Consider the following 17634-nt stretch of genomic DNA (forward strand, 5'->3'; position numbering starts at 1 on the left):
CGGGGCCGCAACCACCGCCCGTGTGGGCAATCGTCCCGCTGGGGCGGGACGGGTGGGCACACGGGACGGCGCCCTTGCGGGCGCCTCCGCCTTCCGTGCCTGGACCCGCACCCCAGGAGCGCCGCACAACGTGGTGCGGGTCAGGGCGCGGGAGCCTAGGCCCGGCAACGGGCGCCGTCCGTTGTGCCCACCCGTTCCGCCCCAGCGGAACGAATGCCCACAACGGGCGCGGCCGGGCCCGGGTCCGGCGTGGGCGCCGCCCACAACGGGCGCGGCCGGGCCGGGGGCCGGCGTGGGCGCTGCCCGCAGCGGCCGGTGGGCGGCGGCGAGCTCAGGTGCCGCCATCGCGCGGCCCCAGACAGAAGGGACCCGCATGTTCACGCTCGACCGGCTTCTCCGTGCGCACGTCGCCGCGCGCCCCGACCACCCCGCCGTAGCCTTCGGCGACGAGTCGCTCGGCTTCCGCGAGTTGTACGACGCCGCCGACGCCCTTGCCGCCCACCTCCAGGCCCTCGGCGTACGCCCCGACGCCCGCGTGGGCGTGCACGTCGAGCCGTCGCTCGACCTGATGACCGGCATCTGGGGCGTCGTCCTCTCGGGCGGCGCGTACGTCCCGCTCTCCCCGGAGTACCCCGAGGAACGCGTCCGCTACATGATCGAGGACAGCGGGGCGAAGGTCATCGTCACCCAGGACCGCTTCCGGGACCGGGTCACCGACCTCGCCCCGCCCGGCACGACCGTCGTCACCCTCACGGACGTGCCTCCAGGGCAGAGCGCCCCCTCCGCCGCCCCCCACCACCTCGCCTACGTCATCTACACCTCCGGCTCCACCGGCAGGCCGAAGGGCGTCATGGTGGAACACCGTTCGATCGTCTCCCAGATGCGCTGGATGGCGGCGGAGCATCACCTCGGCCCGGACGCCGTGGTCCTGCAGAAGACCCCGATGAGTTTCGACGCCGCCCAGTGGGAGATCCTCGCCCCGGCCGTCGGAGCCCGTGTCGCCGTGGGCCCGCCGGGTGTCTACCGCGACCCCGAGGGCCTGATCGACGCGGTCCGGGAGCACGGCGCGACCATGCTCCAGGGCGTGCCGACGCTGCTCCAGGCTCTCGTCGACACCGAGCGCCTGGGGACCTGCGACACCCTCCAGCGCGTGTACTCGGGCGGCGAGATCCTCTCCAGGAACCTCGCCGCGCAGCTCCTCTCCGAGCTGCCGGCCACCGAACTGATCAACCTCTACGGCCCCACCGAGTGCACGATCAACGCCTCCTCGCACACGGTGGACCGCGCGACGGTCGCGGACGCCGGCGGTCCGGCCGCGCTACCGATCGGCAGACCGGCGTACGACACGACCTTCCACATACGCGACGGCGAGCTGTGCATCGGCGGGGTCCAGGTGGCGCGGGGGTACCTGGACCGTCCCGAGCTCACCGCCGAGAAGTTCCTCACCACCGACACCGGCGAGCGTCTCTACCGGACGGGCGATCTGGCGCACTGGAACGAGGACGGAACCGTCCAGTTCGCGGGCCGTGCGGACAACCAGATCAAGTTGCGCGGCTTCCGCGTCGAGCTGGACGAGATCGCGCTCGCGATCGAGAACCACGACTGGGTCAGGAACGCGGCGGTCATCGTGAAGAACGAGCCCCGCACCGGCTTCCAGAACCTCGTCGCCTGCGTGGAGCTGTCGCCGAAGGAGGCGGCCCTGATGGACCAGGGCAACCACGGTGCCCACCACCAGTCCAAGGAGTCGAAGCTCCAGGTCAAGGCCCAGCTCTCGAACGCCGGCACCCGCGAGGACGCGGAGCTCGCGGGCTGCCCGGTGGTCCAGCTCCCGGGGGCCACGCCGACCGGGCGGATGCGGCGTACGGTCTTCGCCCGCAAGACGTACCGCTTCTACGAGGGCGGCGAGGTCACCCGCGCCGACGTCCTCGCGGCCCTGGCCCGCCGCCCCGAGGGCGTCGGCTCCCGGCCGGTCGGCAGCCTCACCGCGGCCGATCTCGGCGAACTCCTTCGGTGGTTCGGCCAGTTCACGAGCGAGGAGCGCCTGCTCCCGAAGTACGGCTACGCGTCTCCGGGCGCGCTGTACGCGACGCAGTTGTACGTGGAGGCGCGCGGTATCGCGGGCCTGGACCCGGGCACGTACTACTACCACCCGGTCCGCCACCGCCTGTACCTGACGGAGGCGCTCCCGGCCACGGGGGCACCGCGGCTCCGGCTCGGCTTCCGGGGCAAGCGGTCGGCGATCGAGCCGGTCTACCGGAACAACATCCAGGAGGTCCTGGAGATCGAGACGGGCCACATGGTGGGCCTCTTCGAGGAGGTCCTGCCGGGCTACGGCCTGGACGTCAGGCCCTGCGGGGACGCGTCCTGGGAGGTGGTCCCGTACGACGAGGGGGCGAGGACGGACCCGGAGGTGGACGTCTACGTCCAGGCGCACGGGGACCGGATCCGGGACCTCCCGGAAGCCCAGTACGCCTACGAGAAGGGCGAGTTGACACCCGTCTCCGCCTCCCTCGTCGAGAAGAAGCACGTCATCGCGATCAACCAGGCGGTGTACGAGCGGGCATCGCTCGGCATCACGGTGGTCAGCCGGACGGCGGAGACGGACCGCGCGTACGTCGACCTCGGCCGGGCCCTCCAGCGCCTCCAGCTCGGTGGCCACGGCCTCGGGTTCATGTCCTCCGGCTACAGCTCGAAGTCGGGCCACCCCCTGCCGTCCGCCCGCCGTGCGGACGAGATCCTGACGGCGGCGGGGCGGGAGACCGGCCCCTCGTACTTCTTCGTCGGCGGCCGGGTCAGTGAGGAGCAGCGGCTGAGCGAGGGGATGTACGAGGACACGGTCCACATGAAGGGCCCGGCGGAGATGATCCGCGACGACCTCGTGCACCACCTGCCGGACTACATGATCCCGAACCGGGTCGTGGTCCTCGACCGGCTGCCCCTGTCGGCGAACGGCAAGGTGGACGCGAAGGCGCTCGCCGACCTCGCCGTGGTCAACGCGGGCCTGCACGGCCGCCCGCACGTCCCGCCCCGTACGCGTACGGAGAGCAGGCTCGCGGAGATCTGGGCGGCGGCGCTGAAGTACGAGGAGGTCGAGGCGGTCTCCGTCCTGGACGACTTCTTCGAGTCCGGCGGCAACTCGCTGATCGCGGTCGCGCTGGTGACGAAGGCCAACCGCGAGTTCGGCGCGTCGCTGCCGCTCCAGATCCTCTTCGAGCGTCCGACGATCGAGAAGCTCGCCCACCGGCTGGACGGCGCCGCCGCCACCCCCGCGTCGCGTCTCGTACGGCTCCACGCGGCCGGCGCGCAGTCGCCCGTGTACTGCTGGCCGGGCCTCGGCGGCTACACGATGAACCTGCGGCACCTGGCCGAGGAGATCGGCATCGACCGGCCGTTCTACGGGGTGCAGGCGCACGGCATCAACCGGGGCGAGGAGCCGTACGCCACCATCCGCGAGATGGCCGCCGCCGACGTGGCGGCGATCCGCCGCCGCCAGCCCACCGGCCCGTACACCCTGTGGGGCTACTCCTTCGGCGCCCGCGTGGCCTTCGAGTCGGCGCACCTCCTGGAGGCGGCGGGGGAGCAGGTGGAGAACCTCTTCCTGATCGCCCCGGGCTCCCCGAAGGTCCGCTCCTCGGAGACGGGCGGCGCGACGTACGACAACCCGGCGTTCGTCACCATCCTGTACTCGGTGTTCGCGGGCGCCATCGACGCGGGCGTGCGGGCCGATGACCGGGAGAGCTTCGTGGCGTACGTCGCGGAGCGCTTCCCGTCCCTGGACCCGGACCTGATCTCCCGGATCGTCGCGATCGTCGAGGAGACCTTCGAGTTCACGTACACCTTCCGCGAGTTGACGGAGCGGCAGGTGAGGTGCCCGGTGACGCTCTTCAAGGCCGAGGGCGACGACTACTCGTTCCTGGAGAACGCCACGGGCTGGTCCACGCGCCCTCCGACGATCGTGGACCTGGACGCGGACCACTACAGCCTGCTCCGCCAGCCGGACCTGACGGAGCTCGTCAAGAAGATCCGCTACCGCCTGGGGCTGTGACACCTTCCCCCGTGCCGTCCTGGGAGTCCGGGGCGGCCGGGGGTTTCGTGTGCAGGATGGCGCGGGCCTGCTCGGCGGCGCGGGCGGTGCTCTCGGAGACGAAGTCGAGGAAGCGGGCGACGTTCTCCAGGCGGTTGCCGGCCGGGGTCTCGGAGCCGAAGACGGTGACGCCCTCCCGCGCGGTCGTCACGATCTGCGCGATGGCCCGGGCCGAGGCCATCATCGACTGGTACCAGACGTCGTCGTCGACGGTGTAGCGCTCGCGGCGGCGGTCGTCGCGCTCCCGCCGGATGAGGCCCTGGCCGTCGAGGAACGCGACGGCCTTGGAGACGGACGCCGGGCTGACCTGGAGGCGCTCGGCGAGCTCGGACGCGGTGAGGCTGCCCGCGTCGGCGAGCGTGAGGCTGGCCATCACGCGGGCCATCATCTTGGGCATGCCCGAGGCCATCATGACGGTCGTGAACGTCTCCTCGTACGCGCGCACGGCCTCGGCGTCACGCCCGTGTTCCTGCGGGGAGGCGGCGGTTCCCCGGGGAGCGGCCGGCTTGCGGCGGTGGGCGCGGTGCTCCGTGGCGCGGTGGGCGAGATCGGCGCGGTAGCCGGTGGGGCCGCCGTTGCGCATGACCTCGCGCGTGACGGTCGAGGTCGGGCGGTCGAGACGTCGGGCGATCTCCGCGTACGCGAGGCCGTCGGCCAGTCCCAGTGCGATCTGCTGACGTTCGGGCTGGGTGAGTCTGCCTCCCGGCATCGCGGTCTCCTTCGTGGTCCGTGGGCCGTGGGCCGTCGTCCATGGGCCGTTGTGCCGTCAGCATAGCGTTCACCGGCATTTCATTGCAACGGCTTGAGGTGGGCGTGTTGCGTTAGACGAGAAACCATTGCAATGAAATCCCTTAACTGACCTGCAGATATGTAGGTTTCACGCAATGAAGTGCTTGCCGGATCTTCGAACGCAACGTAGCTTTTCCCTCATCGGAAACAGCGAGGCGAACAACCGCCCGCTACGACCAAGGAGAAGCACCGTGCAGAAGTTCGACACCACCGCCCCGATCACCACCGTCCTCGCCGTCCCCGCCGGCCGCATCCGGCTCATCGCCGCCGACCGGGCCGACACCACGGTCGAGATCCTCCCCGCCGACCCCTCCAGGAGCCGCGACGTGAAGACGGCCGAGCGCACCGAAGTCGCCTACACCGACGGCGTCCTGAGGATCGAGGTCCCGAAGACGAAGGAAGGGATCCTCGGCAACACCGGCTCCATCGAGGTGACGGTCCAGCTCCCCGCCGGCTCCCGCGTCGAGGCCCGTGCCGCCGCCGCCGAACTCCGCAGCGCCGGACGGCTCGGCGACATCACCTTCGAGGGCGCGTACCGCCAGATCGCGATCGCCGAGGCCGCGAGCATCCGACTCACCGCGACCGACGGCGACATCGAGATCGGCCGACTGGCCGGCTCCGCGGAGATCAGCACCGCGCGGGGCGACATCCGCATCGCCGAGGCGACCGGCGGCACGGTCGTCCTGAGCACCCAGAAGGGCGACATCGAGGTCGGCGCCGCCACCGGCGTCTCGGCCTCCCTCGACGCCGGCACCGCGTACGGCCGCGTCGCCAACTCCCTCCGGAACGACGGCACCCCGGGCCTGACCGTCCAGGCCACCACCGCGTACGGCGACATCACCGCCCGCAGCATCTGACCGGCGAACCCCGGTCCCCCTCCCCCGACACGCAGCCCCTGAGGAGCAACCACCATGACCACCCCGGCTATCGCGGCGAACGGGCTGCGTAAGTCCTACGGCGACAAGACCGTCCTCGACGGCATCGACCTGACCGTCCCCGAGGGAACGATCTTCGCCCTGCTGGGTCCGAACGGCGCGGGCAAGACGACCGCCGTGAAGATCCTTTCCACGCTGATCACCGCCGACGGCGGCCAGGCCCGGGTCGCGGGCCACGACCTGGCCGCCGCCCCCCAGGCGGTGCGCGCCGCGATCGGTGTGACGGGCCAGTTCTCGGCCGTCGACGGCCTGATCACGGGCGAGGAGAACATGCTCCTGATGGCGGACCTGAACCACCTGTCGAAGAGGGAGGGGCGGCGGGTCACGGCCGAACTCCTGGAGCGTTTCGACCTCACGGAGGCGGCGAAGAAGCCGGCGTCCACCTACTCCGGCGGCATGAAGCGCCGCCTGGACATCGCGATGACGCTGGTCGGCAGCCCGCGGATCATCTTCCTCGACGAGCCGACCACCGGCCTGGACCCCCGCTCCCGTCACAACATGTGGCAGATCATCCGCGAACTCGTCACCGGCGGCGTCACCGTCTTCCTCACCACCCAGTACCTGGAGGAGGCCGACCAGCTCGCCGACCGCATCGCCGTCCTCCACGACGGCGAGATCGCCGCGGAGGGAACGGCGGAGGAACTCAAGCGCCTCGTCCCCGGCGGCCACATCCGCCTCCGCTTCACCGACCCCGACGCCTACCGCACCGCCGCCACCACGCTCCACGACGCCGGACGCGACGACGAGGCGCTGACGCTGCAACTGCCCAGCGACGGAAGCCAGCGCGAACTGCGCACGATCCTCGACCGGTTGGACTCCGCCGGCATCGAGGCGGACGAACTGACCGTCCACACCCCCGACCTCGACGACGTCTTCTTCGCCCTCACCGCCACCACCGGCACCGCCGCCCCCACCGTCCCCGCGCAGTCCAAGGAGAACGCCCGATGAGCACCCTGTCCCTCGCCGTCCGTGACACGTCGACGATGCTGCGGCGCAACCTCCTGCACGCCCGCCGCTACCCCTCGCTGACCCTGAACCTGCTGCTCACGCCGATCATGCTGCTCCTGCTGTTCGTCTACATCTTCGGCGACACCATGAGCGCGGGCATCGGCGGCGGCGACCGCTCCGACTACATCGCCTACCTCGTCCCCGGCCTGCTCCTGATGACGATCGGCTCCACCACCATCGGCACCGCGGTCTCCGTCTCCAACGACATGACCGAAGGCATCATCGCCCGCTTCCGCACCATGGCCATCCACCGCGGCTCCGTCATCACCGGCCACGTCATCGGCAGCGTCCTGCAGTCCGTGATCAGCGTCGTCCTCGTCGGCGCGGTCGGCGTCGCCATCGGCTTCCGCTCCACCGACGCCACCGCGATCGAATGGCTCGCCGCCTTCGGTCTCCTCGTCCTCTTCGCCCTCGCCCTGACCTGGATCGCCGTCGGCATGGGCATGGTCAGCCCCAACGCCGAGGCCGCCAGCAACAACGCGATGCCGCTGATCTTCCTCCCGCTCATCTCCAGCACCTTCGTCCCCGTCGACCAGATGCCCGGCTGGTTCCAGCCCATCGCCCAGTACCAGCCCTTCACCCCCGCCATCGAAACCCTCCGCGGCCTCCTCCTGGGCACCGAGATCGGCTACAACGGCTGGCTCGCCCTCGCCTGGTGCCTCGCCCTCACCACCCTCGGCTACCTCTGGTCGAAGGCGGTGTTCAACCGGGACGCCAAGTGACGCAGATGAGGCACGGACCCCTGGGAAGGCCCGTCACCACCACCCGACCGGGTGGCAGGGGACGGGCCTTCGCGGTGCCGCCGAAAACCCGTTGGAGACCACCGCGGCCCCTGTTAACCTGCCGAAAGCCGTGCGAGAGAACAAGGAGGTGGTACCCGTGAACGCAGTTTCGACATGGGTGCTCCCCTCCGGGGTCACGGTCGGGCGATAGGTCGTCCGGGAGCGCCGTTCAAGTGCACTCCCGAAAGGCACGACCATGAACTTCACTTCTGAGCAGCGCTTCGACGACGGCGTCGTCGAGCGCGCGTTCACCCTCGGCGAGATCCCCGGCATCCTGTGGACGCCGGCGTCCGCATCCGCGTCCGCACCGGCGCCGCTGATCCTGCTCGGCAACCCCCCGCTCGGACTGGACAAGATGTACCCCCGGCTGGTGGGGCGGGCCCGGCAGGCCGCGGCGGACGGCTTCGCCTCGGCCACCATCGAGCTCCCCGGGAGCGGTGTCCGGCCCCGTTGGGCCGAGGCCGAGCAGGCCCGCGCCGACCTGCGCCGGGTCATGGAGGCCGGCGAGCCGGTCACCGACGAGATCATCGACGCCCTCGTCCTCCCGCTCGTCGAGAAGGCGGTCCCGGAATGGCAGACCGTCCTGGACGCCCTCCTGTCGCTGCCCGAGATCGGAGGCCCTGTCGGGTACTCGGGGGGAGTGATCTCCATCGGCGTCCGCCTCGCGGCGGTCGAGCCGCGCATCGCGGCCGCCGTCCTGTTCGCCGGGAGTTTCGTGCCGCGCGCCATGTTCGAGGAGGCCCGCGAGGTCACCATTCCGCTGCACGTCCTGCTGCAGTGGGACGACGAAGGCAACGACCGGCAGGCGTCCCTGGACCTGTTCGACGCCTTCGGCTCCAAGGAGAAGTCCCTGCACGCCAACATGGGCGGTCACACCGGCGTCCCGCAGCACGCGGGGGACGCAGCGGCCCGGTTCTTCACCCGACACCTGAAGTAAGGCCGGGGCTGTAAGGCCAGGGCCCGTAAGCCCGGGGCCCGTAAGCCGTAAGCCGTAAGCCGTAAGCCGTAAGCCGTAAGCCCGCGCCCGTAAGGCCGGCAGTCGCGGCGCTGGAGATGCGCCGCGCTGCCGCGCCTCACCGCCGACCGGGCTCATCGAGGGGCGGCGGACGTCCTGTCGAGTCTGTCGATCGCATCGGCGGGGAGGTCCAGGGTGAAGCCCGCCAGGTTGTCGGTGAGCTGGTCGGTCGTACGAGGCCCGATGATGACGGAGGTGACGCCCGGTCGCCGGCGGACCCAGGCGAGGGCCACGGCGGTCGAGGTCGTCCCCAGGGCCGTGGCGATCGACGCCACCTCGGCGGCGACGGCCAGGTTCCGCTCGGTGAGCAACTCCTCGGCCCAGGCGCGAGCGAGCGGCGAGGGGGAGGCCAGGAGCCGGCCGATCCGCGAGTCCCGGTCGGGGCTCCCTCCGCGCGCGTATCGGCCGGTCAGGACGCCGCCGCCCAGGGGTGACCAGGTCAGGGTCCCGAGTCCGTGCCGTTCGCAGGTCGGCAGGACCTCCGCCTCGATGTCGCGGGCCAGCAGCGAGTACTGCGGCTGCAAGCTGACGAACCGTGTGCCGCCGACGCGTTCGGCGGCCCACTGCGACTCCACGATCTGGGCGGCGGTGAAGTTCGAGCAGCCGAGGTAACGCACCTTTCCGGAGCGTACGAAGCCGTCGAGGGTCGCCATGGTCTCCTCGATCGGGGTGTCGGGATCCCACTGGTGGCACTGGTAGAGGTCGACGTAGTCCGTGCCGAGCCGGCGCAGGCTGGCGTCGAGGGCCCGGGTCAGGTGGGCTCGGGACAGTCCTCTGTCGTTGGCGCCCGGCCCCTGGGGGAGGAACGCCTTGGTGGCGAGGACGACGGAGTCACGCCGGCCTTTGACGGCCCGGCCGACGATCCGCTCGGACTCGCCGCGTGTGTAGGCGTCGGCGGTGTCGATGACGTGGTGTCCGGCATCCAGGAAGGCGTCGACGATGCGCCGGGCCTCGGGTTCCTCGCAACTGCCCACCCCGACCCCTCCGGCGGGGCCGAAGTTCATGGTTCCCAGACAGGCCCGCGAGACCTTCAGGCCCGAGGCGCCGAGTCGTACGTAGTCCATCTGCGACCCCCTGCTCTCGTCTGCTCTCGTCTGCTCCCGTCGGATGCGGCGGGAGCGCGCTCGATAGAATCGGATCACGCGTTCCGTTTGGAAGATACGGAACAGCTGTTCCGTATGTCAACGAGCCGGAGGGCGGGAGAAGGCATGACCGAGCAGGACAAACCGCTGCGCGCGGACGCCCGGCGCAACAAGGCGCGCGTCCTGGAGGCGGCCGAGGCCGTCCTCGCCCGGGACGGGGTCACCGCGTCGATGAGAGCGGTCGCCCAGGAGGCGGGTGTCGGCCTCGGCACGATCTACCGGCACTTCCCCACCCGGGAGGCCCTGCACGAGGCGATCCTCGTCGGCCGGATGGAGCGCCTGGTCGAGGACCTGCCCGCCCTGATCGAGGCGGCGGACGCGGGTGCGGCGTTCTTCGGCTTCTTCACCGACATCGTCACCAACGCGTCCCGGATGAAGGCCGTGGCAGACGCCCTCGCCGATGCCGGGGTCGACGTCAAGGCGGGCATGTCGGAGGTCGGCGCCGCGGTACGGAACGCCGTCGAGACGCTCCTGGTCCGCGCCCAACGGGCGGGTGCCGTGCGCGCGGACCTGGGCATGCCCGAACTACTGGCCCTGCTGGGCGCCGTATGCCTGGCGGCGGAACGCAACCAGTGGGGAGCCGAGTTGAGGGACCGCACCCTCGAAGTCGTCTTCGACGGCTGCCGCCCGCGCCCCTGACCCCGGCAAACGATGAGGGGGTGCGACCGGACCGCTGGAGGACCGACTACACCCTGGGCAGGGCCCGGGGAGTGTCCCCTCGATCTCGCTGAATGCCATGGAAATCAGGTCGAGTTCGTCCCGGACGGCCCGTACTGTGGCCGGCATGGCCCACGCGAAGACCTCCTACGTCTGCCTGCCTTGCCGGGCCTCCTACAAGCAGCCTTACCTCGGTGACCACGACCGGCTCTGCCCGCGCTGTGCCGAGCCGTTGATCCATGTGGGTTCCGCCTTCGCAACACCGCGGCGGCGTGACACTGCTGCCTGGCGGACCCTGTCGGTACTTCTGAATGCAGGTGTCCGCTTCCACAAGAGTTGCTGTGGCGGCCCCGGCTATCGTCCGCGCACACTCAGCGAGGTGCGCGAGCGAATGGCATACGCGCGAAGGACCGGTGAACCGTTCGCGCGCGCATTGGTGCGCCACGAGCTGCCGTAGTCCTGATCGGAGGGCCAGACCCTAGGGGATGGACGGTACGCAGGCGGTGCAGAGCGTCTCGTCCGCGACGGGTCGGAAGAGTGTCGTCTGGGTGTGGTCGCCGGTGCACTCGCGGGTACCTCGGAGCCGCGCGGAGATCGACTCGTCGGATGTGCGCTGGGGTGGCAGGGAGCGGGCCGGTACGTCGCGCAGGAGGTAGCGGACGAGTCCGCCGGGCCGGTGTACGGGCGTTCCGGTGCCGGGCAGGCAGCGTTGGATGTGTTCGTGGATGTCGGTGGAGGTGTGGCCGGCGTCGAGCCAGCGGGCGGCGAGTCGGGCGAGTTCTTCGCGCATGCCGGGTGGGATGTGCCGGAGGGCAGGGGAGAGGAGCGGCAGGGCGCCGACGAGGGCGCGGGCCTCTTCGAGGCGGGGGGACTCCTCGGATTCGGCCTCGGCGTCGGCCGGAAGGTTGGAGGTGTCTTCGGCAGGGTCTTTCTTTGGATGACCGTCGGTCGACGAGGGCACCGGCTGGTCGACGACCGGGGCACCGACGGCCGGTTTCCGGGGACTCGGTGCGGCCTGTACGGGTGGCACGGGGGCCCCGGCGAGAAGCTTGGCGGCGTGTTCGGCGGTCAAGGGGGAGCTGGAGACGAGCTGTTGGGTGACCCAGCGTCCACCGCCGATCTGCACGCGCCGCTCGTGCACGAAGCCTTCCTCCTTGAGCTGCCGCTTGGCGCGGGTGAAGGCGCATGCCCCGATGCGGGCACGTTCGGCGGTGCGGGAGAGGGACTCGCGGGCGCCTTGGGGGAGGGAGAGCTGCCAGGTCAGAAGCCGAACGGCGTCGGAGCCGAGCCGGGGGTGCCGGATGATCTCGTGCGAGAACTGGGTGAAGGCGCGAGAGGGCGCGTTAAAGTGCCGGTAGATCACGGTGGAACTAGTGCCTTCCACTGGTGGTTGAGGCCCCTGCCGATGGTTCGCAGTCATCGACGGGGGCCGTTTTGCGCGAACGTACCGCGCAAAACATGTCCAGACCGACACACCGTACGAAGAACCCCTGTGCCTTCTGCTGGGGTCATGTCCGGTACGGCGAACACCGCCGCCGCAACGGACTCGACCCGGCTCAAAGGCGAGCCACAGCACCAGCCGGACGCAACGCAGGAGTGCGCTTGACTACGGGGATGAACGAAGACTCGACAGCAAGTACCTCAGCGACGGTCCAGGTCAGACGCTTCCGCGACGGCGATTCGGTGGAGGAGCTGACTCTCTTGCTCCACCGTGCGTACGCGGATCACGCCGCCGCCGGGCGGGTCTTCTTCGCCTCCTACCAATTCGCCGAGGACACACAGCACCGCCTGAGCAAAGGCGAGTGCTGGGTCGCGGTGAACGGCAACGCGATAGTCGGCACGATCACCGTGTCGGCTCCGCACTCCACTCCGCCCGGATATCCCGCCCCCGCGGCAGGCGGCGGCTCGTTCTGGCAACTGGCGGTAGAACCGTCACAACGAGGCACTGGACTCGGACAGCGACTGCTGACGCTCGCCGAGTCACGGATCGCCGCTCTTGGCTCGACGCAGGTCGTCATCGATACCTCCTCGCAGGCCACAGAGCTTGTCGACTGGTACCACCGACGCGGGTACGCGCCGATCGGAACCTGGCGGTGGGACGTCACGAACTACGACAGCATCGTCCTCATGAAGAGCCTGCCGACCGTCTGATGCCTCGTCCTGGCAACTCCCTTGATCGCCCGGACCCCGGGACGGCGCTGCGGCCGGTTCACATCGCTCGGCGTTTCCTCAGCTCGGCGAGCCATGCCCGTGCCTGTTCGTCATCGTGCAGGTAGCCGTCGCTGTCACCCGCGGGGCACACGTTGCCTGACGCGGTACCAGTGCCGCATCAGGCAAGGTTCGCCCTGCTGTCAGCCGGCGTCCGTGGTGAGCGGCGCGGTCTCCTCGGACTCGATCTGGTGGTCGGCCCAGACGTAGCTTGCGGGCAGCAAGTCAGTGATGAGCGCGGTTCGGATGCGATCGCCTTCGCCGACGATGACCTTGAGGGCGGGGAAGTAGTCGAGAAGGACCTGACGGCACCGGCCGCACGGGGGAACAACCCCGCGGTCGCGGTCGCCCACGGCGACGATGGTGTCCAGCTCGTAGGCGCCCTGGGCGGCTGCCGCACCGATGAGGACCAGCTCAGCGCACGGGCCCCCCGTGAAGTGGTAGGCGTTCACCGCGGTGACGATCCGGCCGTCCTGCGCGCGGGCCGCGGCTGCCATGGTGTGGTTGTCGCCCCGGCAGCGGGTCCGAGCGACGTCGGCCGCGGCCTGGATGAGTTCGTGGTCGACGTGCTGGATCTGCGTGGTCATCTTCTCTGCCTTCGTCGGGTGTCAGGCGACGTTGACCCGCGTGACCAGGGATCGCAAGCGGATATCGGCGGTGTGGTTGTTCCGCCAGGCCGGGGACGCCGTCCCGGTCTTCGTTCTGACACTTCGAGGGGGCGGCCGGACCGTCGCTCGTTCGGGGCCCGTCGCCGTGCGGGGGGCGGTGGGCGCTGGTCTGCTGGGTGGGAGACCCATCCCGTACGTACAGGAGCGCGACCATGGCCAAGGGCGTCATCGTCACCGTCGAGATTCCCGGTGGGACCCAGGAGCAGTACGAGGCGACCACGCGGCTGATCCAGGCCGCCGAGTGGTTTCCGCCGGAGGGGTTCATCGCGCACGCGTCCGGGCCGGACGGGACGGGTGGGTGGCGGATCGTGGACTTCTTCGACACGGAGGAGCACTTCCTGGCATTCGTGGAGAAGGCCCGGCCGATCTTCGAGCGGACCGGGACCCCGTCGATCATGCCGAGCGTCCAGCAGGCCGTGAACATCATGGTGCGGCCCGAGCCCAAGTGAGACGTCCTCGTGCGGCACCCGAGCCCAAGTGAGACGTCCTCGTGCGGCACCCCAGCCCAAGTGAGGTGAGGGGAAAATCCTTTGCGGGGTGGGGTGCGGTGGCGCCAGGCTCTCCGGCATGACCAGTCATCCTTCCCGCCCCGTCGCGGAGCCCCGCCCCGTCGCGGACCTGTTCTCCGTCGACGGGCGCCTCAAGGCGATCCCGCGCAAGCCCGCGCGCCGCGAGGCGCTGCTCGCGCACCTCGCCGCGACCCTCTTCGAGGCGGACCGGACCTACCGTGAGCCCGAGGTCAACGAGGCCCTGCGCGCCGTGCACGACGACTTCTCCGCGCTGCGCCGCTACCTCGTGATCGGCGGCTTCCTCTCCCGTACGAAGGACGGCGCGGACTACCGCCGACAGCAGCAGCCCGGCTCCCCCGGAGGCGCGATCCCCGCCGTCGCGTGACGGCCGCGGTGGTGGCCGGCCTGCTGGCCGGCTACGGCATCGCGATCCCGGTGGGCGCGGTCGGCGCCTACCTGGTGGCCGTCACGGCCCGTGCCGGCTGGCGTACGGGCGCCGGTGCGGCCCTCGGCGTCGCCACGGCCGACGGGGTCTACGCCCTGCTCGCGGTGGCGGGCGGTTCCGCGCTCGTTCCCGTCCTCGCCCCGGTGATGACCCCGCTGCGGTGGGCGTCCGCCGTGGTGCTCGCCGTGCTGGCCCTGCGGGCCGCGGGGGGCGCCCTGGCCGCGTACCGGGACGGAGGCCTCACGTCCCGCGACGACGGTACGGCCCTGACACCCGCCCGCGCGTACGCGACCTTCCTGGGCATCACGATCCTCAACCCCATGACGGTGATCTACTTCGCCGCCCTCATCCTCGCCACGGGCCCCTCGGCGCCCGAGACGCTGCCCGACCGCACGGCCTTCGTCCTCGCCGCCCTCGTCGCCTCGGCGAGCTGGCAACTCCTGCTCGCCCTCGGCGGCACCCTCCTCGGCCGGACCCTGACGGGCGCCCGGGGCCGGCTCGGCACGGCCCTCGCGTCGAGCACGCTGATCGTCGTGCTCGCGGTGAGGCTGGTGATGCAGGGTTGACGCGGGGCGGCCGTCGGGCCTAATACGGAGCGGTGATGCTTCCTGGGGGACGGCACAGATGGGTCCAACTCGGAGGCACGGCAGCAGCGTTGTTGCTGCTCGTGTTCTTCGGGGAAAGAGCCATCGGGCAGTTCCGCGCCGGAGCGCGGATCGACGCGGCACCCGTGCGGGTGGAGGGCGAGATCACCCGCGCCGTCCCGCAGACCAAGAACGGTCAGTTCTCGTACGAGATCTCGTACGTGGTCGGCGGTCGCACCTACCGCACCAGCACGGGAGACGTCCTCCTCGACCCGGACCTGCGACGACAGGCCCGGGTCGGCCTCGCCGTCCCGCTCGAGGTCGCCGCGGACGACCCGGCGACCGCGCGCGCCGTGGGCGCGCACTACCCGGACGACGACCTCGCCCCCACCTTCGTCCTGGCCGCTTTCTCATCGGCGGTGGCAGCCGTCTTCTGCCTCTGGTTCGGACGCCGTCCCGCGGAGGTCTCCCGCTCCCGCGCCGGGTGACCCTCAGGGCGGCGGAAAGCGCGGCCGTCAGGCGTCGGGCAGCAGCCGGACCATGTCGATGCCGGGCCGCACCTTGGCGATGGCGGCGACGTCGTCGTCCACGTGCAGCAGGGTCAGCCGGTGCTGCTCGGCGGTGAGCGCGATCAGGATGTCCATCGGTGACGGCGGCCACCCGAGACACGGGCCCTCCAGGCGTCCCGTCCCCCCCTTCCCCGATTCCCGGGACGTCTCAGCGCGCGGGACCGGCTTGCCGTCGGGTGGGGGCAGGCGTCAGGCTCCTGGGCTGGTCGTCTGAATTTCGGGGGGAATCGTGACAGGGCGGGTACTCGGGGCTGGGCTGCGGCAGCGGCATCTGGCCATGATCGCGTTGGGTGGGGCCATCGGGGCCGGGCTGTTCGTCGGGTCCGGGGTCGGGATCGCCGCCGCCGGGCCCGGGATCCTCGTGGCGTACGCGCTGGCCGGGGTCCTGACCGTGCTCGTGATGCGGATGCTCGGGGAGATGTCCGCCGCCCGTCCCGTGACCGGGTCCTTCGCCGAGCACGCGCGGACGGCCTTCGGTCCGTGGGCCGGGCTGCTCGCGGGGTGGATGTACTGGGCGCTGCTCGTCGTGAGCGTCGCCGCCGAGGCCGTCGCCGCGGCCCACATCGTCGGCGGCTGGCTGCCCGCCGTGCCCGGCTGGGTGTGGGTGGCCGTCTTCATGAGCGTGTTCACCGCGAGCAACCTCGCCGGCGTACGGAACTTCGGCGAGCTGGAGTTCTGGTTCGCCGGGCTGAAGATCGCCGCCATCGGTGGATTTCTGCTGCTCGGCGCCGTCGTGGTCGTCGGGCTGATGCCCGGGGCCCCCTCGCCCGGCGTCGGGCATCTCCTTCACCACGGCGGCTTCCTTCCCCACGGCTGGCACGGCGTCGCCGTCGGGGTCGTCGCCGCCGTCTTCGCCTTCGGCGGTCTGGAGACCGTGACGATCGCCGCCGCCGAGTGCGACGACCCCGTCCGCGCCGTGCGCGCGGGCGTCCGGGCCGTGATGTGGCGCGTCGCGGTCTGCTACCTCGGCTCGATGGCCGTGATCGTCGCCCTCGTCCCGTGGAACGATCCGGCCGTCGCCGACGGCCCGTACGCGGCCGTCATGGGCCGGATCGGCATCTCCGGTGCCGCCGACCTCATGAAGGCCGTCGTCCTCGTGGCGCTGCTGTCCGCCATGAACGCCAACATCTACGGCTCCTCGCGCATGCTCTACGCCCTCGTCGGACGCGGCGACGCGCCCCGCGCCCTCGGCCGGCTCGCGCGGTCGGGCGTCCCGTACGCCGCCGTCCTCGCCTCCGCCGCGTTCGGGTTCGTCTCGGTCGTGCTCAGCATGGTCTGGCCGCGTACGGTCTTCCCGTTCCTGCTCAACTCGATCGGCGCCGCGATCCTGCTCGTCTGGGCCCTGATCGCCGCCTCCCACCTGCGGCTGCACGGGCCCTCCGCGCGCGCCGCCGTCGCGCTCGCCTCCATCGGCGGGGTGCTGCTCTTCATGCTGGGCGACGCCGCCAGCCGTACCCAGCTCCTCACCACCGGCGGCTGGGCCCTCGCCCTGCTGGTCCTCGCGTGGGTCCGGAGCCTCAGGAACGCGCGTACCGGGCCAGGAACAGATCCACTCCCGAGCTGATCACCCGCGTCAGCTCCGCGTCGTCGATCTCGGCGTCGGGGGAGAAGGTACGGACGAGCTGCGGCACGCCCACCGTCGCCGCCACCAGCTGCTGCACGGCGAGCGCCGGGTCGGGCGCGTCGAGGGCGCCCCGCGCGTTCAGCTCGGTGAAGGCCTCGATCAGCGGGCCGTTGTTCATGTCGTAGCTGACCCGGTACCAGAGCTGGCCGAGCTGCGGGAAGCGGTCTATCTCGCCGATGACCAGGCGGCGCAGCGACATGATGTCGGGGCGCAGCAGGATCCGCGCCCAGTCCGTGGTCAGCCGCACGAGCGCGGCCCGCAGGTCGGGGGCGTCGGCGATCGTCGAGTTGGAGGGCTCCAGGTCGGCGTACGTCTTCGGCAGGACGCCGCCGATGACGGCGAGGAACAGGCGTTCCTTGCTGCCGAAGTGCTTGTAGATCGTCGCCTTCGAGACGCCGGAACCGCGGGTGATCGCGTCCATGGAGGCCGCCGAGTACCCCTCCGCGAGGAACTCCGTGAGCGCCGCGTCGATGATCGCCTGCCGCTTCCGCGAGGCGGCGTCGGCGGGGTCCGGGATGATCGGGATGCCGTACTCGTCGATCGCGTCGGCGTCGTGGGTGTCGGATCCCATGGGGGCGTTCCTTAGCTGTGGTGAGCTGGGGCGAGCTGTGGTGA

19 protein-coding genes are annotated in these 17634 nt (G+C 71.0%); 13 read left to right on the forward strand and 6 right to left on the reverse strand.

The window, feature by feature from the left end; all coding sequences use genetic code 11:
* The first annotated feature begins 373 nt into the window (after positions 1–373).
* The gene (locus tag ACN9M0_RS20370) at positions 374–4045 is read left to right on the forward strand and encodes an amino acid adenylation domain-containing protein (protein ID WP_426403998.1); all 3672 of its coding nucleotides are present in this window, start codon (positions 374–376) and stop codon (positions 4043–4045) included.
* Here ACN9M0_RS20370 and ACN9M0_RS20375 read toward each other — a convergent pair.
* The gene (locus ACN9M0_RS20375; RefSeq protein WP_366042845.1) at positions 4014–4793 is read right to left on the reverse strand and encodes a GbsR/MarR family transcriptional regulator; all 780 of its coding nucleotides are present in this window, start codon (positions 4791–4793) and stop codon (positions 4014–4016) included. The two genes, ACN9M0_RS20370 and ACN9M0_RS20375, sit on opposite strands and share 32 nt — an antisense overlap.
* 271 nt (positions 4794–5064) lie before the next feature.
* Between ACN9M0_RS20375 and ACN9M0_RS20380 the strand changes: the two genes are divergently transcribed.
* The 4 genes from ACN9M0_RS20380 to ACN9M0_RS20395 all read left to right on the forward strand — a co-directional run bounded on the left by ACN9M0_RS20380 (position 5065) and on the right by ACN9M0_RS20395 (position 8535).
* Complete coding sequence (locus ACN9M0_RS20380; protein WP_426403999.1) at positions 5065–5730, forward strand: DUF4097 family beta strand repeat-containing protein; 666 nt, start codon at positions 5065–5067, stop codon at positions 5728–5730.
* 54 nt (positions 5731–5784) lie between these two features.
* Entirely contained in the window at positions 5785–6756 is a 972-nt protein-coding gene (locus ACN9M0_RS20385) for an ATP-binding cassette domain-containing protein (RefSeq protein WP_426404000.1), read from the forward strand.
* Positions 6753–7538, forward strand: coding sequence for an ABC transporter permease (locus ACN9M0_RS20390; protein WP_426404001.1), 786 nt, complete (start codon positions 6753–6755; stop codon positions 7536–7538). Before ACN9M0_RS20385 ends, ACN9M0_RS20390 begins: the two co-directional genes overlap by 4 nt.
* 256 nt (positions 7539–7794) lie before the next feature.
* Positions 7795–8535, forward strand: coding sequence for an alpha/beta hydrolase (locus ACN9M0_RS20395; RefSeq protein ID WP_366039927.1), 741 nt, complete (start codon positions 7795–7797; stop codon positions 8533–8535).
* Between the two features lie 152 nt (positions 8536–8687).
* Here ACN9M0_RS20395 and ACN9M0_RS20400 read toward each other — a convergent pair whose 3' ends face one another.
* The gene (locus ACN9M0_RS20400; protein WP_426404002.1) at positions 8688–9677 is read right to left on the reverse strand and encodes an aldo/keto reductase; all 990 of its coding nucleotides are present in this window, start codon (positions 9675–9677) and stop codon (positions 8688–8690) included.
* A 144-nt stretch (positions 9678–9821) separates the two neighbouring features.
* On the opposite strand from ACN9M0_RS20400, the gene ACN9M0_RS20405 reads away from it, so the two are divergent.
* Both ACN9M0_RS20405 and ACN9M0_RS20410 read left to right on the forward strand, forming a co-directional pair.
* Positions 9822–10394 carry a TetR/AcrR family transcriptional regulator gene (locus ACN9M0_RS20405; RefSeq protein WP_366039929.1) on the forward strand — a complete coding sequence of 191 codons (573 nt, stop codon included), beginning with the start codon at positions 9822–9824 and terminating at the stop codon, positions 10392–10394.
* A gap of 145 nt (positions 10395–10539) precedes the next feature.
* A complete protein-coding gene (locus ACN9M0_RS20410) occupies positions 10540–10869 on the forward strand; it encodes a deoxyxylulose-5-phosphate synthase (RefSeq protein WP_363269526.1) in 330 nt (109 codons plus the stop codon).
* Positions 10870–10890: 21 nt separating this feature from the next.
* Here ACN9M0_RS20410 and ACN9M0_RS20415 read toward each other — a convergent pair whose 3' ends face one another.
* Positions 10891–11775: a hypothetical protein gene (locus tag ACN9M0_RS20415; RefSeq protein WP_426404003.1), complete on the reverse strand. Its 885-nt coding sequence runs from the start codon at positions 11773–11775 to the stop codon at positions 10891–10893.
* 251 nt (positions 11776–12026) lie between these two features.
* Here ACN9M0_RS20415 and ACN9M0_RS20420 point away from each other — a divergent pair, with 251 nt between their 5' ends.
* Positions 12027–12563, forward strand: coding sequence for a GNAT family N-acetyltransferase (locus tag ACN9M0_RS20420; RefSeq protein WP_426404004.1), 537 nt, complete (start codon positions 12027–12029; stop codon positions 12561–12563).
* Between the two features lie 200 nt (positions 12564–12763).
* Here the strand turns inward: ACN9M0_RS20420 and ACN9M0_RS20425 are convergent, their stop codons facing one another.
* Positions 12764–13207, reverse strand: a complete 444-nt coding sequence (locus tag ACN9M0_RS20425; RefSeq protein WP_426404005.1) for a cytidine deaminase family protein — start codon at positions 13205–13207, stop codon at positions 12764–12766.
* Between the two features lie 233 nt (positions 13208–13440).
* Here ACN9M0_RS20425 and ACN9M0_RS20430 point away from each other — a divergent pair, with 233 nt between their 5' ends.
* The 4 genes from ACN9M0_RS20430 (at position 13441) to ACN9M0_RS20445 (ending at position 15314) form a co-directional block, all read left to right on the forward strand.
* On the forward strand, positions 13441–13737 hold the full coding sequence (locus ACN9M0_RS20430) for a hypothetical protein (protein ID WP_366039933.1): 297 nt from the start codon (positions 13441–13443) through the stop codon (positions 13735–13737).
* Between the two features lie 118 nt (positions 13738–13855).
* Positions 13856–14182 carry a DUF2087 domain-containing protein gene (locus ACN9M0_RS20435; protein WP_366039934.1) on the forward strand — a complete coding sequence of 109 codons (327 nt, stop codon included), beginning with the start codon at positions 13856–13858 and terminating at the stop codon, positions 14180–14182.
* Positions 14179–14808: a LysE family transporter gene (locus ACN9M0_RS20440; RefSeq protein WP_366039935.1), complete on the forward strand. Its 630-nt coding sequence runs from the start codon at positions 14179–14181 to the stop codon at positions 14806–14808. Before ACN9M0_RS20435 ends, ACN9M0_RS20440 begins: the two co-directional genes overlap by 4 nt.
* Before the next feature lie 89 nt (positions 14809–14897).
* A complete protein-coding gene (locus tag ACN9M0_RS20445) occupies positions 14898–15314 on the forward strand; it encodes a hypothetical protein (RefSeq protein WP_366039936.1) in 417 nt (138 codons plus the stop codon).
* Positions 15315–15341: 27 nt separating this feature from the next.
* Here ACN9M0_RS20445 and ACN9M0_RS20450 read toward each other — a convergent pair whose 3' ends face one another.
* A complete protein-coding gene (locus ACN9M0_RS20450; protein WP_366039937.1) occupies positions 15342–15470 on the reverse strand; it encodes a hypothetical protein in 129 nt (42 codons plus the stop codon).
* A gap of 202 nt (positions 15471–15672) precedes the next feature.
* Between ACN9M0_RS20450 and ACN9M0_RS20455 the strand changes: the two genes are divergently transcribed.
* A complete protein-coding gene (locus ACN9M0_RS20455; RefSeq protein ID WP_399695727.1) occupies positions 15673–16959 on the forward strand; it encodes an amino acid permease in 1287 nt (428 codons plus the stop codon).
* On the opposite strand, the gene ACN9M0_RS20460 is transcribed toward ACN9M0_RS20455, so the two are convergent.
* Positions 16913–17590 carry a TetR/AcrR family transcriptional regulator gene (locus ACN9M0_RS20460; RefSeq protein ID WP_366039938.1) on the reverse strand — a complete coding sequence of 226 codons (678 nt, stop codon included), beginning with the start codon at positions 17588–17590 and terminating at the stop codon, positions 16913–16915. The genes ACN9M0_RS20455 and ACN9M0_RS20460 overlap by 47 nt on opposite strands.
* Positions 17591–17634 lie beyond the last annotated feature (44 nt).

The organism is Streptomyces sp. R-07, from assembly GCF_049913175.1.
GTDB lineage: Bacteria > Actinomycetota > Actinomycetes > Streptomycetales > Streptomycetaceae > Streptomyces.

What these genes read in the sequence shown, in the direction of transcription:
- ACN9M0_RS20390 (WP_426404001.1), top strand. Translation starts at nt 6,753, where the DNA reads ATGAGCACCCTGTCCCTCGCCGTCCGTGACACGTCGACGATGCTGCGG.
- ACN9M0_RS20460 (WP_366039938.1), bottom strand. Translation starts at nt 17,590, where the DNA reads ATGGGATCCGACACCCACGACGCCGACGCGATCGACGAGTACGGCATC.
- ACN9M0_RS20435 (WP_366039934.1), top strand. Translation starts at nt 13,856, where the DNA reads ATGACCAGTCATCCTTCCCGCCCCGTCGCGGAGCCCCGCCCCGTCGCG.
- ACN9M0_RS20430 (WP_366039933.1), top strand. Translation starts at nt 13,441, where the DNA reads ATGGCCAAGGGCGTCATCGTCACCGTCGAGATTCCCGGTGGGACCCAG.
- ACN9M0_RS20400 (WP_426404002.1), bottom strand. Translation starts at nt 9,677, where the DNA reads ATGGACTACGTACGACTCGGCGCCTCGGGCCTGAAGGTCTCGCGGGCC.
- ACN9M0_RS20375 (WP_366042845.1), bottom strand. Translation starts at nt 4,793, where the DNA reads ATGCCGGGAGGCAGACTCACCCAGCCCGAACGTCAGCAGATCGCACTG.
- ACN9M0_RS20410 (WP_363269526.1), top strand. Translation starts at nt 10,540, where the DNA reads ATGGCCCACGCGAAGACCTCCTACGTCTGCCTGCCTTGCCGGGCCTCC.
- ACN9M0_RS20395 (WP_366039927.1), top strand. Translation starts at nt 7,795, where the DNA reads ATGAACTTCACTTCTGAGCAGCGCTTCGACGACGGCGTCGTCGAGCGC.
- ACN9M0_RS20385 (WP_426404000.1), top strand. Translation starts at nt 5,785, where the DNA reads ATGACCACCCCGGCTATCGCGGCGAACGGGCTGCGTAAGTCCTACGGC.
- ACN9M0_RS20425 (WP_426404005.1), bottom strand. Translation starts at nt 13,207, where the DNA reads ATGACCACGCAGATCCAGCACGTCGACCACGAACTCATCCAGGCCGCG.
- ACN9M0_RS20455 (WP_399695727.1), top strand. Translation starts at nt 15,673, where the DNA reads ATGATCGCGTTGGGTGGGGCCATCGGGGCCGGGCTGTTCGTCGGGTCC.
- ACN9M0_RS20420 (WP_426404004.1), top strand. Translation starts at nt 12,027, where the DNA reads ATGAACGAAGACTCGACAGCAAGTACCTCAGCGACGGTCCAGGTCAGA.
- ACN9M0_RS20405 (WP_366039929.1), top strand. Translation starts at nt 9,822, where the DNA reads ATGACCGAGCAGGACAAACCGCTGCGCGCGGACGCCCGGCGCAACAAG.
- ACN9M0_RS20370 (WP_426403998.1), top strand. Translation starts at nt 374, where the DNA reads ATGTTCACGCTCGACCGGCTTCTCCGTGCGCACGTCGCCGCGCGCCCC.
- ACN9M0_RS20450 (WP_366039937.1), bottom strand. Translation starts at nt 15,470, where the DNA reads ATGGACATCCTGATCGCGCTCACCGCCGAGCAGCACCGGCTGACCCTG.